The organism is Sporolactobacillus inulinus (assembly GCF_006539285.1).
GTDB lineage: Bacteria > Bacillota > Bacilli > Bacillales > Sporolactobacillaceae > Sporolactobacillus > Sporolactobacillus inulinus.
Window position 1 is genome coordinate 14266 of record NZ_BJMS01000037.1, and the last position, 19770, is coordinate 34035.

Annotated in this window: 18 protein-coding genes and 1 riboswitch; of the genes, 5 read left to right on the forward strand and 13 right to left on the reverse strand. The window is 45.7% G+C overall.

Annotated elements, in window-relative coordinates:
- Nucleotides 1-102 precede the first annotated feature (102 nt).
- Complete coding sequence (gene hcp / locus SIN01_RS06985) at nt 103-1740, forward strand: hydroxylamine reductase (RefSeq protein ID WP_029548088.1); 1638 nt, start codon at nt 103-105, stop codon at nt 1738-1740.
- A 76-nt stretch (nt 1741-1816) separates the two neighbouring features.
- Here the strand turns inward: hcp and SIN01_RS06990 are convergent, their stop codons facing one another.
- From SIN01_RS06990 to SIN01_RS07040, 11 genes are all read right to left on the reverse strand, one after another.
- Nucleotides 1817-2836, reverse strand: a complete 1020-nt coding sequence (locus tag SIN01_RS06990; protein ID WP_010023638.1) for a uroporphyrinogen decarboxylase family protein — start codon at nt 2834-2836, stop codon at nt 1817-1819.
- A gap of 24 nt (nt 2837-2860) precedes the next feature.
- Nucleotides 2861-3604 (reverse strand): SDR family NAD(P)-dependent oxidoreductase, encoded by a 744-nt coding sequence (locus SIN01_RS06995; protein ID WP_010023640.1) that lies wholly within the window; start codon nt 3602-3604, stop codon nt 2861-2863.
- A gap of 70 nt (nt 3605-3674) precedes the next feature.
- On the reverse strand, nt 3675-4415 hold the full coding sequence (locus SIN01_RS07000; protein WP_010023642.1) for an amino acid ABC transporter ATP-binding protein: 741 nt from the start codon (nt 4413-4415) through the stop codon (nt 3675-3677).
- A 21-nt stretch (nt 4416-4436) separates the two neighbouring features.
- Nucleotides 4437-5195, reverse strand: coding sequence for an amino acid ABC transporter permease (locus SIN01_RS07005; RefSeq protein WP_010023643.1), 759 nt, complete (start codon nt 5193-5195; stop codon nt 4437-4439).
- A gap of 13 nt (nt 5196-5208) precedes the next feature.
- On the reverse strand, nt 5209-5907 hold the full coding sequence (locus SIN01_RS07010; protein ID WP_010023645.1) for an amino acid ABC transporter permease: 699 nt from the start codon (nt 5905-5907) through the stop codon (nt 5209-5211).
- 22 nt (nt 5908-5929) lie between these two features.
- On the reverse strand, nt 5930-6811 hold the full coding sequence (locus SIN01_RS07015) for a transporter substrate-binding domain-containing protein (protein ID WP_010023646.1): 882 nt from the start codon (nt 6809-6811) through the stop codon (nt 5930-5932).
- A 13-nt stretch (nt 6812-6824) separates the two neighbouring features.
- Complete coding sequence (locus SIN01_RS07020) at nt 6825-7595, reverse strand: VOC family protein (RefSeq protein WP_010023647.1); 771 nt, start codon at nt 7593-7595, stop codon at nt 6825-6827.
- A gap of 3 nt (nt 7596-7598) precedes the next feature.
- Complete coding sequence (locus SIN01_RS07025; RefSeq protein WP_010023648.1) at nt 7599-8408, reverse strand: pyrroline-5-carboxylate reductase family protein; 810 nt, start codon at nt 8406-8408, stop codon at nt 7599-7601.
- A gap of 743 nt (nt 8409-9151) precedes the next feature.
- A complete protein-coding gene (locus SIN01_RS07030) occupies nt 9152-10513 on the reverse strand; it encodes an amino acid permease (RefSeq protein ID WP_028976912.1) in 1362 nt (453 codons plus the stop codon).
- Between the two features lie 280 nt (nt 10514-10793).
- Nucleotides 10794-12845 (reverse strand): KUP/HAK/KT family potassium transporter, encoded by a 2052-nt coding sequence (locus SIN01_RS07035; protein ID WP_010023332.1) that lies wholly within the window; start codon nt 12843-12845, stop codon nt 10794-10796.
- A gap of 124 nt (nt 12846-12969) precedes the next feature.
- A riboswitch (cyclic di-AMP (ydaO/yuaA leader) is annotated at nt 12970-13117 on the reverse strand.
- A gap of 119 nt (nt 13118-13236) precedes the next feature.
- A complete protein-coding gene (locus tag SIN01_RS07040) occupies nt 13237-13743 on the reverse strand; it encodes a hypothetical protein (RefSeq protein WP_010023334.1) in 507 nt (168 codons plus the stop codon).
- Between the two features lie 122 nt (nt 13744-13865).
- Here SIN01_RS07040 and SIN01_RS07045 point away from each other — a divergent pair, with 122 nt between their 5' ends.
- Nucleotides 13866-14558, forward strand: coding sequence for a tyrosine-protein phosphatase (locus tag SIN01_RS07045; protein WP_010023336.1), 693 nt, complete (start codon nt 13866-13868; stop codon nt 14556-14558).
- Between the two features lie 51 nt (nt 14559-14609).
- Here SIN01_RS07045 and SIN01_RS07050 read toward each other — a convergent pair whose 3' ends face one another.
- Together SIN01_RS07050 and SIN01_RS07055 are read right to left on the reverse strand one after the other, a co-directional pair.
- Complete coding sequence (locus SIN01_RS07050; protein ID WP_010023338.1) at nt 14610-16976, reverse strand: heavy metal translocating P-type ATPase; 2367 nt, start codon at nt 16974-16976, stop codon at nt 14610-14612.
- A gap of 18 nt (nt 16977-16994) precedes the next feature.
- Nucleotides 16995-17384: an ArsR/SmtB family transcription factor gene (locus tag SIN01_RS07055; protein WP_010023340.1), complete on the reverse strand. Its 390-nt coding sequence runs from the start codon at nt 17382-17384 to the stop codon at nt 16995-16997.
- 380 nt (nt 17385-17764) lie between these two features.
- Between SIN01_RS07055 and SIN01_RS15660 the strand changes: the two genes are divergently transcribed.
- The 3 genes from SIN01_RS15660 (at nt 17765) to SIN01_RS07065 (ending at nt 19590) form a co-directional block, all read left to right on the forward strand.
- Nucleotides 17765-17935, forward strand: a complete 171-nt coding sequence (locus tag SIN01_RS15660; RefSeq protein WP_373864400.1) for a putative holin-like toxin — start codon at nt 17765-17767, stop codon at nt 17933-17935.
- A 474-nt stretch (nt 17936-18409) separates the two neighbouring features.
- On the forward strand, nt 18410-18745 hold the full coding sequence (locus SIN01_RS07060; RefSeq protein ID WP_010023342.1) for a PadR family transcriptional regulator: 336 nt from the start codon (nt 18410-18412) through the stop codon (nt 18743-18745).
- Nucleotides 18742-19590: a DUF1129 domain-containing protein gene (locus SIN01_RS07065; protein WP_010023344.1), complete on the forward strand. Its 849-nt coding sequence runs from the start codon at nt 18742-18744 to the stop codon at nt 19588-19590. The genes SIN01_RS07060 and SIN01_RS07065 overlap by 4 nt, the downstream gene beginning before the upstream one ends.
- Nucleotides 19591-19770: the final 180 nt, after the last annotated feature.

Here is a 19770-nt window from a genome sequence, read left to right on the forward strand (position 1 = left end):
TCACCTCATGACTATGATTGAAGGAAATTGAAGTTCAAACACGTCTTAGCCAATCGTTTGCGCAAAGTAAATCAAAAAAATCTTGATCTGGAGGAATGAAACATGGAAAAGAGAATGTTTTGCTACCAATGTCAGGAAACAGCAAGGGGTAGAGGCTGTACATTAGTCGGCGTCTGTGGGAAAAAGCCTGAAGTCGCTGCTGCACAAGATTTGCTCGTATACGTCACGAAAGGGCTTTCCGCTGTGACCATGCGTCTGCGTGATGAAGGCAAGAAAATCTCCGCCGACATCAACCATTTGGTCACAGAAAATCTCTTCACCACGATTACAAACGCGAACTTCGATGAACAAGCCATCCGCTCCCTAGTCAAAGCAACGCTTACAGTAAAAAACAGACTGATTGATGCATTAACCGATAAGAAGAATCTTCCGGATGCAGCACTTTGGACATCTTCTGATTACAGAGGTCTTGCTCTTAAAAAGGCACATCTAGGCGTCCTCTCTACGGAAAACGAAGATGTTCGCAGTTTACGCGAACTCATTACTTATGGTTTGAAAGGCCTCTCCGCCTATATGAAACACGCCAATGTCCTACTCAAAGACAGCGAGGAAATTCATGAATTCCTTCAACATGCCTTGGCAGCAACCTTGGACGATACGTTGGGCACCAAAGAACTCACAAGTCTGACACTCGAAACAGGACGCTACGGTTTGAAGGGCATGGCCTTGCTGGATCAGGCAAATACAAATGCGTACGGAAATCCAGAAATAACCGAAGTCAATCTTGGCGTCAGAGATCGTCCGGGAATTCTAATTTCAGGCCATGACCTGCGTGATCTTGAGCTACTGCTTCAGCAGACGCAAGGAACCGGTGTCGATGTCTACACACATTCGGAAATGCTCCCTGCGCATTATTACCCCGCATTTAAGAAGTACCCGAATTTCGTTGGAAACTATGGCAATGCATGGTGGAAGCAAAAAGAAGAGTTTGAGCGTTTTAATGGTCCGATTCTTATGACAACAAATTGTATCGTTCCACCAAAAGCCAGCTATAAAGATCGTATATACACAACCGGTGCCGCAGGTTTTCCAGGATGCACGCACCTCTCTGGCAAAATTGGTGAACAAAAAGATTTCTCAAAGCTCATTGCCCACGCCAAAAAATGTCCGCCGCCTACTGAGCTTGAAACTGGAAAAATTGTCGGCGGCTTTGCGCATGAGCAGGTCTTTGCACTGGCCGATAAGATCGTCACTGCGGTCAAATCGGGCCACATTAAAAAGTTCATTGTCATGGCCGGATGCGACGGGCGCGCTAAATCAAGAAACTACTATACCGACTTTGCTAAAGCACTCCCTAAAGATACCGTTATTTTAACGGCTGGATGTGCGAAGTACAAATACAATAAACTCAATCTAGGCGCGATCGATGGCATCCCGCGCGTGCTTGATGCCGGGCAATGCAATGACTCCTATTCTTTAGCGTTGATTGCCCTTAAGTTGAAACAGATCTTCCAGTTAAGCGATATCAATGACCTGCCAATCATTTTTAACCTTGCATGGTATGAGCAAAAAGCGGTTATTGTACTCTTAGCCTTATTGCATCTCGGCATTAAGGACATTCATCTTGGACCGACCCTGCCGGCATTCCTCTCACCTACCGTCGCCGCATTGTTGACCGAACAATTCGGTGTCACAGGCATAGGCAGCGTTCAAGAGGATTTGAACATGTTCTTCGGCTAATTGAATCGCTCAAACACAAATCGCGACCCCCGAACTCGGGATCGCGATTTTACTTTTCTTTAAATTTGTTTTCAAATCAATTGCCGACATTTAATCCATTCGCCGCTTCGGAAACCCACGCAGCATGTGCGTCGTCGGTGTCAAACGGGATGCTGCAATCGCCGCTGATCAGAATGCCTTGGCGCCCGTTTTCTTCGAGCAGACGCTTTGTCTCCGTCTGAATTTCTTCTTTGCTTCCCTTATAGAAGACACCGTTCTCTGTATTTTCAAAGCCGCCCATCACCGCGCGGCCGTCAAACAGTTTCTTGCCTTCATTTAAGGAAACTTCTTCGACATAAGAAGCCCAGTGGAACGCTTTTACCGGATAGTTCTTGTAATCGCCAAGGCGATTCCGCTTGCCTTCAAAGCCGCAGATGTGAATCATGTTATAATCATGAACGTCTTGAACTGCGCCCAGTAGTTTCACCTCGCTGGGCTGCACGAACTGCTGCCATGTTTTCGTACTAATGACGGAGTCCTGCGGCTGCTGTACGCATAGATAGATGCCGTCAATTCCCGACTGTTGAATCAACTTGGTACTTAAGACAATTAGATCATCGGCAAGAATGTCAAAGGCATCGGCAATCGCTTGAGGAGCTTCTCTTAAAAAGCGGTATATCTTCTTAGGATCCTGTTCAAGGATCTCAAAACGCAGGCGTAACTGATACCATGGCGAAAAAATATTGTAAAAGCTGCCGATTTCACCCTTGTAATGGTCAACAATTGCTTTAATTGCCGCCACTTGACGCGTGATCCACGGATCATTCGCATCAATGCGCTGAATCTTCTTCAAGTCTTCCGGCGTTTCAAACGTGTTGTCAATCACGCTGGGATGCAGGAAGAATCCGTCACTCATAATCTTTGTAAAATCAGGCTGATAGCGATCATAGAAATGTTGTTGCCGTGCAACAATATCATCGATCACCGCCTGATCACGGTAGCCAAGCACTTGTTTCTTCTCATCAGACAGATAGTGATGCCAAAATCCGGCCAACACTTGGTCTGTCGGCTTATTATCCAGCGTATCGAGTAAAATCTGATGTTTGTTTTCTGCCACAACCGTCACTCCCTGTATTTTGCCTTATGCGAGACGCCAGCCGCCATTGACATGGAGGCTCTGGCCTGTGATGTAACTTGAATCATCGGAAATCAGAAAAGCGATTGGCTTTGCAACTTCAGCGGCTTGAGCCGCACGCTGCATCGGCACCTTTTTGCGGTACTTCTCAATGTTTTCCAGAAGCCGTTCGTGGGTCATTTCCGTATCGGTAATTCCGGGAACCACCGCATTCACACGCACATTTTTCGCTGCACCCTCCAGCGCCAATGTCTTTGTCAAGCTGGTTACCGCACCTTTCGACGCCGCATACGCATCGTAATTCGAGATTCCGTCAAAAGCATCGACAGACGTCACATTCACAATGCTGCCGAATCCTTGAGCGATCAGTTTCGGAAGCAGTGCCAGACTCGGATACAGCGTCCCATAGAAGTTGACATCCATGATTTCCTTCCATGACGGGTCCTCATAGTCTAAAACGTTCGTCGTGTAGAAAATGCCTGCCGCGTTCACTAACCCGTCAATACGTCCGGTTGTTGCGTAGATTTCATCAAATACCTGTTGAACCGCGGTCTTATCCGTCAATTCCAATTGATACGTTGTGCTCTGCACGCCTTTACGACGTGTCTCAGTCTGTACGTTTGCAAGACGTTCTGCATTTCGGCCAATCAAATGCACGTTGTACCCCTGCCCAGCTAGGGCAACCGCAGTCGCGCGGCCAATGCCGCTGCTTGCACCCGTAACAATCACATGTTTCTCATGGTTTGCCATTCCGCTTCATGCTCCTTCTTCATTTGATTCCATTCTGACGGTTCGCTTGCGCATGAGTCGCTTCTTTTTTTCACACGTTTGCTAAGATGTCCGTCAAGAATTTCTTCGTTCGCTGCTCAGAAGGTTTTTCAAAAATAGCTTTTGGTGCCCCTTGTTCGACAATGTGGCCATCCGCCATAAAAATCACGCGATTGGAAACATCACGGGCAAAACTCATCTGGTGGGTGACGACCACCATCGTTGTCCCTGAACTTGCCAAATCCTGCATGACTTTCAGCACTTCCCCGACAAGTTCCGGGTCCAAGGCTGAGGTCGGCTCATCAAAGAAAATAACTTCCGGATTCAGCGCAATCGCCCGAGCAATGCCGACACGCTGCTGCTGCCCGCCGGAAAGCTGTGACGGATAGTGGTTTTTGCGGTCTGTCAGGCCAACACGTTCCAATGCTTTCAACGCAATTTTCTCCGCTTCGCTTTTCTTCACTTTGCGTGCAACGATTAAGCCTTCTGTAATGTTCTGCAAGGCCGTTTTATTGTTAAAAAGGTTATAGTTTTGAAAGACAAAGCCAACATTGCGTCGGATCGTGTTGACTTCTTTTCCTGTCAGCTTCTCAAAGTCTTTATCAATGCCGGAAAACGTAATATGTCCGCCATCGGCCTCTTCCAGCGTGGTCATCGTCCGCAAAAGGGTCGTCTTTCCGGAGCCGCTGGGCCCAATGATTGAAATGACATCACCTTTATTCACATCAATACTGATCCCCTTGAGAATGTCGTTTCCTGCATAGCTTTTCTTTAAGCCTTCAATTGTGAGCATGATTCATCCTCTCGCTTTCTGCTAACTCTGTTTTCGCTCCAGTTTCGGCTGCTTGATACGAAAAGGCAGCCAATTGAAACCGCTCGTCTTCTTTATAGGTCTGCGATACTTGCTGAAATAGCGTTCAAGCAGGTAGAAGACCACTTCTGCAGCATAACAGATGATCAGATAGTAAACCCAAACCACCAAGTAGGCCTCCAGAAAATTATAGTTGAACGCGGCCTCCGTTTTGGCAATCGCAGTAATGTCTTTAACCGACATGATAAAAGCGAGCGATGAATTCTTAATCAGATATAACGTTGTGTTGGCGATATTGGGCAGTGCCGAAATCAACGCCTGAGGCAGAATGATCCGCCAAAACGTTTGCCGCGGCTGCATGCCGACCATCAGCCCCGCCTCCATCTGCCCTTTGTCAACCGTCTGCAGTGCGGAACGGAAGACTTCCGTCAAAGTCGCAATCGCGTTCAACGTAAAGACGATGTACGCATAATAAATCGGATTAATGGCGAATGCAGCCCTGCCAATGATCATATTTAACAGGCTCGGTAATGCGCTGTATACAATCAGAATCTGAGCAATGATCGGCGTTCCTCGAACTAGAGATACATAAAACTGCACCACTCGTTGCAAGACTTTGACCCGATAAATTCGGATTAAAGCAAAGAGAATACCGATCGGGAATGAGATCACTAATGCAACCAAGACAATCTGCAGGGTGACGGGAACACCTTGAATGGCCGTTTGGGCTACTTTTACCATGAAATCTGTATTTAATGACATTTAAGCGCCCCCTTTAAACGGCAATCGTTTTTCGTTTTGCCTGATAAGATTTTTCAACCTGAGACACGCCTTTGTCAATCGCTAGCGAAATCACCCAGTAAATCAGGGCTAAGGCGCAATACGTTTGCCAAGCATAGCCGCCTGAGTTATTGGCAACGATCATTTGCGCTTTGGCGACCATGTCGACAACCCCGATGGTAAACGTCAAGGCACCTTCTTTTAGAAGATTGATGACTGAATTGGCAAAGTTAGGCAGTGCCACAACAAACGCTTGCGGTAAAATGATTCGATAAAGGGTTTGGAACGGCGTCATGCCGACCATCAGTCCGGCCTCCATCTGTCCTTTTGCAATCGATTCATACGCCGAACGCATAATCTCCGATACCGGAGCGGAAAACAGAACGGTTAATGCAATAATGACAAAGTACATACGGTTCCAACCGTCAATATTCGTATGGAACCAGTCATTAAACAACATCGGCATGCCGTAATACACCACGAAAATCATGATGATCGCCGGTGTTGCCCGAACCACACTCACATATACACTAGCAAGCACCCGCAGGACAACCGATTCGCTTAATCGCGCTGCAGCAAGCAGCAGGCCAAGCAGACTGCCCAAAATAATGGATGATACCGAGACGATTAAGGTAATGTTAATGGCCGGCAGCAACTGACCTAAGAAATTAATGATTAATTTGATATTCTCCATTTACATAACCTCAACTTTTCGATTACTTGAACGGTTGATCGAGTAATTTAAAGTTATCCTGACCAAAGTATTTCTCTGAGAGTTCGGATGCCTTGCCGGAATCAATAATTTTCGTAATCGCTTTGTCATAGGCTGCAGCAAATTCCTTTTGATCCTTATTAAACAGCGGGTAGGTCTTGATGCCGCCTAACGTCACATAGCTCAACTTGCCCTTCAAGTCTGCATTGGCTCCGTTTTTCTTTTCAACATTGGCTTCAAACATTGGACGGATCGCGAAGAATGCATCATAACGCCCTTCGTTCACCCATTTCAGAGCATCAGAAACAACGAATGTGTCTGCACTCCCCAAGTCAATCTTAGGATTATTGTTCTTGTTGTAGTCAGCGATAACCGCATATTGTCCGTTTTGCGGCGCAATGGGAACGAGTTTACCCTTATTCTTAGCCAGCTTCGCCAACCCACCGAATTTATCCTTATCTTTTGTACGTACAACAAAGCCGGAGTCACTCACACCGAAATAGTTCTTTGGAAAGAGGTAGGTCTTCGCGCGATCTGCTGTATAGAAAATATTCTTAACACCGACTTGATACTTACCGCTCTTCACACCGATTAAAACGTCATCATCACTTGTACCGACATAGTCGAATTTATATTGAGGCAATTGCTTATCAATTTCACGCATGATGGCAACGTCATATCCGTCCCCTTGCTTCTTGCTGTTTTGATAGGTAATCGGGAAATTGGTCGTTGCGTAGGCCACTTTAATCACTTTGGGTTTGTCGGAACTTGCTTTATCGGAAGTTGCCGATTTATTCGACCCGAGACCGCCTAGAAAATAAATACCTGCAGCGACAATGACAACTGCCGCGATGACACCGATGATGATCTTGTCTAACTTCTTCATGTTGCTCTCCCCTTTAATTAAATGAAAGTTTTATTTGGTCAAACACAAGTGCTTGTTGTTTTAATGGATCGCCGGCACCGTCAAAATTGAGCTGAACGATGTGATTTTCCGCGCCTTGATCAAAAATCAATTGCCGATCCTGCAACTGTATACGATATCCGCGCTCTGTTTTTTCCGGATTGCCCTCCAGCAGCCGTCCCCAGACGTCGGCTGCCTTTTGCGGATCGGGTACATGGAATACCGCCTGTCTCGCCAGCAAATCTCCGGCAGAATGTTGGACAATCAGCCCTTGCTCCGTAAGTTTTTGCGCGCGCGTTTCATCGCTGCCTTGCCATTGAATGAAAAACGGATAAGGCAAACCGTCAATCGTACCATCGATGAAGAAAATCGACCAGGTAATCAAGTGCCCTTGCTCGTCCAGTCGTTTGCCGACTTCGATGTCACCGGCAGGAACACCGGCTTGCTTCAGGCGTGCGTGTGTCGCCTCAATATCCGATGTTCGGAGCGCAATCGTGTTGATGCGCTGCAGTTTCTGTTCATAATCTTGAACCGCGTCATAGACTGCCGAAGCATCTGAGCGTGAAAAGTCCTTTGCCCGCGCCTCATCATAAACAGAAATCAGTTCAATATAGTTTAGACCAAAATACCCGAGTGCATTTTCGGTACCCCACTTTTCATGGCGTCCGCCACGTGCGAACACAATGCCGTGCTCGCCAAAAAATTGGACTGCTTCATCGACATCCTGAACATTGATCATCGTATGATCCCAGTTTAAAACAGCCATTTATTATTCTCCCTTCCCCAATTCGGTTGTTCTTCGGATCGCTGCGAGTACAGCATTCTGAACACCCGCCGCAAAGTCGCTTGCATCCAGCTCATGTTGCGCGGTGATGCCTACACCACCTGCCGAATTATTGATATCTAGCAATTCATAAGGATGTTTGCCGGTGATCTCCAGCATCTTCGCCGCGCCCTGAAGATTCTCACGGGCAATTTGATTGGCTTGTTTTCGTGATAGTCCGCCAAGTACACCGGCATTGGTCAGTGCAAGATAGAAATTGTACACATAATTTGGTCCGGCAATCGCATACCCGGTATAGATATCAATTTGTTCTTCGGGAATATAATCAACTTTTCCGAAACTCTTCAGAAATTCATCGACGTCCGCTTGCTTTGCTGCTGCGTTCAGCGCGGCTCCAGTAACTCCGAAACCTGTATCCGTGAGCGTGTTCGGAATAATACGAACAAGTGGATAATCCGGCGTTTCGAGCGCGTCCTCCAATTGCTCGATCGTGACACCGGCAATGATCGAGATCAACGGCTTCTTCAGTCCGCTCGCACCAATCTGCTTGGCAATTCCCGCCCAATCATCCTGCGGGCGAACGCCCAATAGCACAACATCCGCAGTTTCTAAAGCTTCCGGTCGGAATTCTGTGTCGGCAGTCACGTGATAGATTTCCTCTAAGTAACGCACTCGATTCGGGCTAATATCTACAACCTGCGTTGTATCCGCTGAAATTGCCTGATTCTTTAATGACGCACGAATGATCGCCTCGACCATTTGTCCGCCGCCGATCGCATACAAAGATTTTGTCATGTTGTTTTCCCCCAATTTGTAACCTATCGAAAATATCAAATAATGTAGACTCAGTCTTATACGGTCCCCAAAAAACAATCATCTATTTTAACTATTGTAAAACAAAGTCGAGTAAAATAGCTAATTATTTTTCGAAGATTATAAGTATTTCAAATCATTAGTTTCAACCGCCCCTTCTTCCATTTTGTACAAAAAAATCGTCTTAAAGCTTATTGGGCTTAAAGACGACGTATTGATCCATACTTTGTAATCGAAATACTCATTCACTCGTAAAGGGCTGACTGTTAAGTGAAATTAGATTCAGTCGATTCGGTGCACATGGATAAACGCCGTACAAAATCATTTACATTCATACACATGAGTTCATCGCAACACATCGACATCATTTGCACTAATTTCACCTTAAGTTCGCCCCCAACGAAACAAGATAAACGATAAAAACTATATACCCAATAGTAATAGTATGCTTTAAAGTTGTCAATTCATTTTCCTTTTGCAGTTGGTACAAAATCGATAAATGTAGCAATGAATACCGAGAAATAAGGGGATTGATGACGAAAAATATTTTTCGACGATCTGAAATCTGACATGATTCTCGCTTTTGCGCGCGACTCTATTTGAATGAGAAAAACCAAACTGTGCTTAGTAAAAAAAGTGCGTAACAACACATGTTGCCGCGCACTTTTTCACTTCTATTCATCTTGCAAAATACTCAGGCGTCAGTCATCTATGCGCCGCTGTTCTTATTCTGGGGCAATGGATTCGGCTGTAAGCTGCGCCTTTGATCTGAAGTAAGTCACAGTAATGATCGCGTAAATGATTGCAGTAATGACCGTCATAATCAGAGCGGTTGTCGCGAGCACACCGATCAGGATGGCAAGCAGCGCCAGTAACGCAAACCAAGTTGCATAAGGAAATGTACGCGTGCCATTGCTCTGTTTGTTCAAAGGGCTGCGCGACTTTATATGGGCCAAGGCAATAATGATCCAGATGAACAAGACGGTATAGCCAAGCGATCCCATTAAATAATTGAATGTTTTGCTGCCGATGAACAGCGAGGTCAGCACGCCAATATACAAAGAGGAGGCACAGGCTAAGATCGCATACACCGGCACACGTCTTTTCGATACCTTGGCAAACAACCTCGGCACACGTCCATCCAGCGCCTGTGTATAGAGCACACGCGACGAGGCATAAAGCCCGGAATTCATCGAAGAAATGATCGCCAATAAAATGATCGCATTCATTATATGGTTGGCATAAGGGATGCCGATCAATTTAAATACGGTTACGAACGGGCTTTCCGGAACACCATTAACCTGATTCCAAGGGATAAGGCTGACAATAATGAAAAAGGGCAGGATATAAAAAGCAATAATACGCACCAGTGTTCCACGGGCGGCCTCCGGGATCACCTTTTCAGGGTTCTTTGCCTCAGCCAAGGTTACCCCGATCATTTCCGTACCGCCGTACGAGTAAATAACGACAAGCATCGCTGCAACCAAACCGTGCATTCCATTTGGGAAAAAGCCGCCGTACCGAGTCAGATTAGCAAACCCCACGGCTTGATGCCCATGAAAAGATACGAACAAAATAACCAATCCTAAGATAATAAACAGCACAATGACACTAATTTTCAATAGCGCAAGCCAGTACTCCGTTTCAGCAAAAAGTTTAACTGAAAACAGATTGATCAGTGTCACAATGGCCGAAACCGTTAACGCAATTACCCAAATCGGCACAGTCGGCAGCCAATATTGAATAAACAGGGCGGCAACCACTGATTCTGCCGCGATATTCAGCACCCACATTTTCCAATAAATCCAGTCAAGGAAGTGGGCGGCATAGCCGCCGAGCAATGGTTGAACCAAATCACGAAACGTTCTTGCCTGTTTATTATTCACTGCCAGTTCAGCAAGCCCTTGCATAACAAATAGTAAAATGATTCCGCCGACCAAATAAGTGAGCACGACAGCCGGACCGGCTAAATCAATCGCTGCACCGCTCCCTTTAAACAGACCGGCACCGATTGCTCCACCCAGCGCCATCATCATAATATGGCGTGCGGTCATCGTGCGTTTTAATTGTTCTTGCGTACTGCTCATCTATGGGTACCCTCCTGATTTTCTTGAGTACATAGAAAAAGGCCCATCATCTCGCGCGAGACGACAGGTCTTATTCAATTCTCTTTCAAAGCCATACGAGCGTCACACATTGATGAATTTCTCTAGAAATTGTACTTCTCTTTATGGCTGCTCTTCTCATGTTTTCTATGCACATTCACATAATGCTTTACTATACAGGCCGCCCCATTCGCTGTCAATGCGAAATGATGGGATAACGTTCTGAACAAATCGTCCCCGTTTCATACAGCATAAAGCCCTTTTATTGCTTCTTTGTTGATGGGTTGGTCATGTCTTTCACTGCATGCCGAACTCCTTTTTGCTGTAAGCGCAATACTTCCGGATCATAAAGCATCAGCGGAATCGGTTCTTCAACTACTTCGCTGAATTTCAAACCGTACCAAATCGCTGGAGAAGTCGTGATGTTTTGCAGAAAAATGCGCCCTCCGATCAGAAAACGATTCAAACGATTCATTTTTGGATCGGTCGCCAGGTCCATCAATTGCTCGGTCGTAACGACAAACTTAAAATCTCCGACACGGCGATTCTTGAGTGTTGTGTATTTTGGATATTGCGTGTCGATAATCTTTTGATCAATCAAATCGTTGATAATTTGGCGAATATAGACATTCACATGCTGCGAATTTTTAAAGCCCAGGTAGAGCTGTACATTAATGATATTACGTGTCCCCAGCATATCGATGGTGTACTGACTCCTATATGGCGCATCCGTTTCATTAACCGTAACGAACCAATAGACCTTCGCCCGTTTCGGTCGTTTGTCCAGAATGGAATACAGCACCTTTCGTTTAATGCTGTAGCCCGGGCCGACTTTGGTCATGTAAACTAAATTCGTTGCATAGATCGGTTCCGCATGATCATTGCTGAGTTGAATCAATTGCTTTCGATAGTCCATCAACGAAACATTTTCACTTGTCTTTTCATAATTCTCACGCAGCTTATTGCCGAAATACCAGACCACCATAACCGCAAGAATCAATAGTGTGATCAGGAGCGTTAAATAGCCTCCATGGACAAACTTGACGAGACTTGCAAGTAAAAACAGCGTCTCAATCGAGCCAAAGAATAAAGCCATGCACAAGGCAAGGGTCTGATTGAACCGATCTCTCACAAAAACAAACAAAAGGATCGTAGTCATCAACATCGTTATGGTGATCGATAGACCATAAGCTGCTTCCATATGCCGCGACGTTTGGAACAACCAGACAATACTAAGCGTAACGACACATAGAAACCCGTTGACGGCTGAAATGTAAATCTGACTGCGTACCATACTTGGGTGCTTGATCACCATTCGCGGCAAAAATTTCAAACCAATCGCTTCATTGACCAAGGTGTAACTGCCGGTAATCAACGCTTGAGAAGCAATGATTGCGGCAAAAGTCGCCAGCGCGATCGCTACAAAACGCAGATGATCCGGCAACATCTCATAGAAAGGATTCACATCAAGTAAATGACGATAGGCCGGATTCTGATAATGGCCGATCACCCACGCACCTTGTCCCATATAGCTCAGCATCAGCATCAGCGAAACAAAAGGCCAGCTTCCATAAATATTTTTCCGACCCACATGACCCATATCCGAATAAAGCGCCTCCGCCCCGGTCGTTGCCAGAAAGACACTGCCGAGAATAAAAACACCCGCTTTATTTGCCGGACTAAAGAGAAATTGAACGGCATAATATGGGGATAGTGCTTTTAAAATTTCTAAATGACTCAGCATATTGATAAAACCCGTGGCACCGATAAAGACAAACCATAGAAGCATAATCGGTCCAAATGAGCGTCCAATCGCGGCCGTTCCAAAATGCTGAATCAAGAAAACCCCTAATAAAATTGCTGTAACCACGAGAACCACAACAAGCTGATTCTCACTGAATTCAAAAGAACCGATATGCTGTCCTTTCAATCCCTCAATCGCTGAGGTTACCGACACAGCTGGGGTTAAGGTCCCATCGGCTAGAAGTGCTGCCCCACCGATGAGTGCCGGAAAAATCAGCCAACGTGCTCGATTGCGAATTAATGCATATAATGCAAAAATACCGCCTTCATGATTATTATCTGCACGCATAGCAATGATCACATATTTTACCGTTGTAATAATCATTAACGTCCAGAAAATCAGCGAAACCGAGCCGATGATATAGTCGGGTACGGCATGCCGTATTCCTTCAGCATCCGATAGAATCGCCTGCATCACATAGAGCGGCGACGTTCCAATGTCTCCATAAACAATCCCCAAAGTCACCAGCATCCCGCCAAGCGACAGGTGCCGGTTCATTTTATTCGCCATGATCGTGTTGATCTCCTCACAAAAATTTTTTCTGTAATCACGGGCCGTTTATTAAAAAATGGGACGACAAAAAGACCACAGAGGATCAACTCTATGGTCGACGTTTTATTTCGATCATGCGTTCACACCCTCTCTCTTAACGCTTACGAGGTTAGCTGTCGGATTCGGGCCATGAGAGTAGCCCGTCCTTACATTGAAGGATTCACCCCAAGTGATGCCCAGCATCACAAAGTTGGTTCCCCCGCTCCTGACGGATTCAGCGAATAAAGAATGATTTAATTTTCGAGGTTATTATACGCTTGACTGTTGATGATGTAAAGAAGTACAATGCAGCGGATGTGGCCCTTTCGAGCGTCCGATCGCAAGGCATGACGTAGGGTCAAGCAAGCCATTAGTTGACTGCGTAGCTCCCATCTTCATAAACCCGGTAAATACCTACCGTGCCCGATCCGCCTCTTTCTACAAGTTCCTTTGATTCTTCACGAATAAGGTAATAAAATCCCGTTGAATCTTTTTTCTTATCTTTACCGAGCGCATTAAAACTTATATCTGAGTCCTGTCCTTCTTTCAGATGGGTTTTCAGCACCTGAATGGCTTCATCTGTATTGGCAACAAATGATGAACTTGCAGTCGAGACGTCTGCCGCAGAAGACGTCGAGCTAGCCGATTCTGATTCACTTGCTGTTGAAGCCGAACTGGTTTCGGAAGCGGTTTGGCTGGATGATGCGCCTGCATCTGAGGATGACGCTTGGGTTGCACCGTCTTGATTTAACTGTACATCCGCTGATATTGAGTTGGAGGATTTACCCTTCGTTTGATCACCTGCACGCTCTTGCCCGCATCCCATCAGCGAAGCGGTGAGTGCCATACAGACGATCAGTTTCGTTATTTTTTTCATGAAAAAACCTCCAATTTTGTCTAACAGCTATTGTAACATAGGCCCTTGAACGGGTCCCCGCATGTTATAATGAGAAAGGAATTGTAATGCTTAGCTTTGAATAAAATCAGTGAGGTGCACCTATGCCAACACGACGAATTCACCTCTCCTGCACGGTCAACACGCGCGATTTGGGCGGTTATCGAGCGAAGGACGGCAGGACAACCGCATTCGGAAAAATCATCCGCAGCGATGCACCCGAAGCATTTACCCAAGAAGATCTTGCATTATTGAAGGATCTAGGCATCACAACTGCACTCGACTTCCGTTCAAAACCGGAAACGGAGCGGATGCCAAGCGCTTTTGAACAATCTGCTGATTTTGCCTACTTCCATTGCCCATTCGCCTTTGGCAATCGCAACCCGGCCTCGAAAGCCGAGGTTCCTTTGCTGTACGCAGAAATGCTGGCTGATTTTCCAGCGGTCAAGCGAATTCTCGGCATTATTGCTCAGCAAAAAGGCTCCGTTTTCATCCACTGTTACGTCGGCAAAGACCGCACCGGTGTTGTCGCCGCACTGCTGCTGCTCATAGCCGGTGTGAGCGTCAGTGACATCCTCGCGGACTATCAAGTCTCCTACACCTATTTGCGACAGCGCATACGCAAATTGCTGCAGGAACATCCGGAACTTCCCGATTTCACCGGCCGCTCCGACATGGCATATATGGAAAAGACGCTGAACCACTTTTTTAAGACCTACGGAACGATCGACAACTATCTTCAAAAAGTAGGCTTGCAACATGAAACGATTACAACTTTAAAAAATAAGCTGTTTTAAGACAGAAAAGAACGAGAGAAACGCATTCTCTCGTTCTTTGTATCGGTCGTTTCACTGAGCCTTATGTTGAAACAAACGCAGACTATTGAGGATGACGAGTAACGCGGCCCCGGTATCACTGAATACGGCGAGCCAAAGCGTCAGCCAGCCTGGAAAAATCAAACACAGTGCAGCCGCCTTGACGATCAGAGCGAAGACAATATTTTGTTTAATAATCCTTAACGATTTCCGACTTAAGGCTATGGTGAAGGGCAGCTTTTGTAAGTTATCGGCCATGAGAACGATATCGGCCGTTTCCATGGCTGTATCCGTTCCCGCACCGCCCATGGCAATGCCAAGATCTGCGTTGGCAAGAGCCGGGGCGTCATTAATGCCATCACCAACCATGGCCGTTTTCAAACCGGAGCCTTGCAGTTCATGAATTGACTTGACTTTATCTTCTGGAAGCAGATCCGCAAACGAGCGGGCAATACCCGCTTCCTTCGCCACATGTTGTGCCGTTGTGTGGTGATCACCTGTCAGCATCACCAATTCACGAACGCCGATTTTTTTCAACTGATCCATCGCCGTAACTGTTGTCGGACGAATGGTATCCGATACAGCAATCACACCAATTAATGCCCGATCAGTTCCAATCATAACGATCGTCTGACCGGCTTTCTCGAATGCTTGTACCTGTGCATATTGATCCAGAGTACCGACCCCTTTTTCACGGAACCAGTTTTGACTTCCGGCATAGTAAGTGGTCCCTGCGATGTTCGCCTGAACGCCTTTGCCCGGGATATTTTTAAACGCTTCACCGGCAAGTGCAAGTACTTTTTTCTCATTTGCATACTCCGACAGGCAACGGGCAATGGGATGCGTGGAATAGTCCTCAAGCGTTTTCGCAAGTGCGAGCAGCTTCGTCTCGTTTCCGGTAAAGGGGAGAATACGCGCAACGGTTGGTTTCCCTTCGGTAATCGTGCCGGTTTTGTCAAATGCGATTGCGTCGATATGACCGGCTTTCTCTAAAAAAACGCCGCCTTTAATCAAGACGCCTTGTTTGGCAGCATTGCCAATTGCTGAGACGATCGCTACAGGCGTTGAGATCACCAAGGCACACGGGCACGCAACGACAAGCAATTCCAGTCCACGATAGAACCATGCACTCCATGAGCCTAAGCCGAGTAAAGGCGGCGCAATCATCATAACAAGAGCGAGTATAAATACAATGGGCGTATAAATTCGGGCAAAACGTTCGACAAATGTTTGCGTCGGGGATTGCTTCTCTTGGGCTTCCTCGACCATTTGGATGATTCGCGCGATTGCCGTATTTGAAGCCGGCTTCGTCACCCGGCATTCAAGCGTTCCGTTTTCATTGAGTGTTCCGGCAAAAACGAAATCTCCCCGACTTTTGTCAACGGGCAGCGATTCTCCTGTAATCGCAGCTTGGTTTACACTTGACTCACCGCTTGTAACCGTACCATCAAGCGGAATCCGTTCTCCCGGTTTCACGACCATAAACGTGCCGACAGCCACTTCGTCGACCGCTTTTTTCACGAGTTGATTTCCGAACTTAATCCATGCCGTTGAAGGCGCGACCGTCATTAAATCACCAATGGAACGCCGCGTCTTTTCGACTGATCGGTTCTCTAAAACAGCGCCCAATGCAAACAGCCAAACGACTGTAGCTGCCTCGAACCATTGATTAATGCCGACCGCACCGATAACCGCCGCGGACATTAAAACATTCATATCAAGTGAACGGCTCTTTAACGCATAATAGGCACCTCGCACAGGCTGACGACCACTAATGATCAACGCAACCGCAAATAAGAGATTTAGTAAAAGATCAGAAAGCTCGGTGAATGATAAAGCAAATCCAGCAGCGATGCTTGCCCCGGAAAGCACGATTTCCCAAAGTGATTTATTCGCGTGCGTACGCTGAGGCATTCCCGATCCGTTTTGCTTTTCAGGCATTGCCTGATAGCCGAGTTTATTTAACTGTTTCAGTAGGGTTGAAAGGCTACTGGGATCTTCGTAAGCTACATGCATCTTTCCTGTACTATAATGCACCTTAACCGCAACGATTCCCGACATTTGCGCAACACTTTTCTCAATCGTTCGTGCACAGGCCGGACAATCCATTCCACCTACTTGATAAACGGTCGTTTGATTTTTGGTAAAGGCTGCATTAGTATCCTTTTTACTATCTTGATCACAGCAATCATCGTCATCCTCTGAGCAATGGTCTTCGCTCCCTTCATCTGAACTGCAGCACGAACAGTCAGCCGCTTTTACAGCAAGGCTTCCCTCTGTTTCATAGCACGCGCAACAGGCGCACTGATTCTGAACACATTCATGCCGCTCTTGATGGCTGCATTTCGCACAGGTACAATGCTTTGCAGAATGGACGGGGGTTAATTTTATCATTCTCATGCTCACGCAGCTCTTTTCTTATTCAGCCAGTTCCTGATCGGCTTGGCCTTCTTTTGACTTTTCATGTAAAAACGTAAGTTTGACCAACTGCCGGACAGCATCATCATTCATGGCATAATAAACAAATTTTCCCTCTTTGCGCGACTTGGCAAGCCCCCATTTTTTCAACAACCGCAAATGGTGCGACGCCGTTGCCTTGGAGCAGCCAACTACCGCACAAACGTCACAGACACATAACTCCTTCTCAAGCGCCAACGCATGAACAATCGTCACTCGCGTTTGATCCGCCAGCAATTTAAAAAGATCGGAAACACGATCCGAACAACTGCCGTCCAGCTCCTTTCTAAGGCGCATCACCTTGTCTTTGTGAATACAGGTCACTTCACAGACATCCTGTTGCTGACTCATTCGATTCACCTCAATCAAATAATCATTTGACTATAGTATATGCCGCGGGCGAAAGACAGTCAAACATATATTTGACTGTCTTTCGCTTGGGAACAGCGACACATCGTAGTATACATATAAAAATAGCTCATTCATGAGATGAACGTTGAAAAGACTTGTGGAGACTTTTAGGCAGTGTTAAAAAGAACAAAATACACTATTACTTTTTGACAAGTAGAAACAGCCAAAAGTCCAATAAGGATAAAGATTCGCAGGTGTTTTTTGATCCATATAAGTGCAAAAGTTAGATAAAAAATTTGAATTTCAAAAGTCTATTAAAGTCGAGCAGAAGATAACAAATAGTAGTAATAGATCCAAGCTATAATAGCAGAGACAACAAAATGAACTGGGTGGGAGCGCTGCTCTGCTGCTTCTGTTGGTGTTCGGTGAATCCGACGCTTCGGGAGAAAGGGGGGGCGCCCAAGACGACATATCAGGCAATAAGCTTGATGATCAGTTTCAGCATACTGATTATCATGATACTGTCGTTTAAAGATAAAACAAAAAAGTAATCCACCCGGTTTGCCAGCCTGTGTGAATTACTTTTCCATGTTCATGCAGCGCTATGATCGCTTAGCGATTTTTGCTGTCACTCTTCCGTTGGTGTGCTCACACCAACGGATTTATTTTGCTTTGTTATTAATTACATTATACACATTTTTGCAGTAATTATCATGGGTATTGATTTGCTTTTAGTAGTTCTTCTTGAGTCGATCTTTAAACTTAGTAAATGCCTGGCGTAATTCGTTACGATGCTTTATGAAACGATTCTCATTTTGGTTTTCAAGGGGCAATTGAACACAAATATTCAACAGTAACAATTAGCGACAACAACCTGTGGTTTGCTCACAATGTCATCCGCTGCCGATTTCACATTCAGGTTATAGCCGATTGTATCTATTATGCTTTACAAAATAGCTGGGTTCCTCTACAATGAAAACAGCACTAGTAGGTATTACATTATAGGCGAAGTCAGGTGTGATCCTGTGAAACAAACGCAATTATTAAAAGGTGTTCTTGAAGGATGCGTCCTTCTCATTGTCTCAGACGATGAAGTATACGGTTATGAACTGGTTCAGAAATTAAGAAACTATGGCTTTACAGAAATTACAGCTGGAACCGTTTATCCGCTATTACAAAAATTAGAAAAGAAGGATTATCTTTCAAGCAGAATGAAGCCTTCGCCGGATGGTCCGGATCGAAAGTATTACCAGATCACTTCTGAAGGAATGAATCATTGCCGGGACTTTATGAACCAATGGGAACAGCTTGTATCCAATGTCAATCATCTGATTCGTATAAAAGGAGGCAGACGACCATGAGTAAGAATAATCCTACCGTTGAAGCTTTGGTGAAGCAGAATAATCAGTTGCGTGACGAACTGTTGGAAGAGAACAAGTCGTATTATGAGGATTTGCTTACGTATATCCGTACTGCCGGATTATTTTATGATGATCTCGAAGTTGAACGTCTCTTAATGCAGATTTTGCAGGATATCCTTTCTGCGCAACATGACGGACAATCGGCTGAAGCATTTTTTGGAAAAAGTCCTCAGAAAGCCGCTGATGCGTTGATCCATAATCTTGGGAAAGCCAGCTGGAAAGAAATTCTGAAACTGACCGGAATAATTTTCGGTATCAGCTCATTTTTTGAGCTCCTGAACGCCTTGACTCTTCCCGGAAAAGGGATCAATTTTCTTGTGCTCATGCTGAACGGCTTGTTGAGCTTCATCGTTATCGGGATCGTTTTTTATGGCCTGCACAGAAGTATTTATACAAAAATGATTAAGAACAAAGTACTTTCGTTCCTGGTTCTCTGGTTGGCTTGCATGCTCATTATCGGTTTATTTGTCCTAATCCATGTCCTGACGCCTCCCCTGCTTACGCTCTATTTAGCGAGCCCAGTCGGCATTCTGATGATCACGATTTTGCTCGTCGGGCTAACGATCGCGGCCCTACGTCGCAACAAGGAAGACAGAAAAATCTGGTGGTCATTTCTGCCTCCAGTCTATATTATGGGTCTGATTGGAATCCTTTCCAGACTGCCGCTAACTGAAGACTGGTTAGCGAGCAGCAATGGACGAATCACTGCGGCTGTTTGCATCGGGTTCGGACTCATTCTCAATTGGGTGATCACCTATGTCAACATAAGGGCGGAAAAAGAGTAACCTGGTCCCTATCATTTGCAGCGATTAATCAAACGTTTGATTAAAATAATCGTGCCCCAGTTTCCCATATTGATTAGAAAATTTAGAAAAACCAAGCTGTGCTTGGTCCTTAATCTCCATCCATGTGTGATGGGCTCATGTCTTTTCGGTGCTGAATCGTCGCTTCGGTTACTCGCTTGC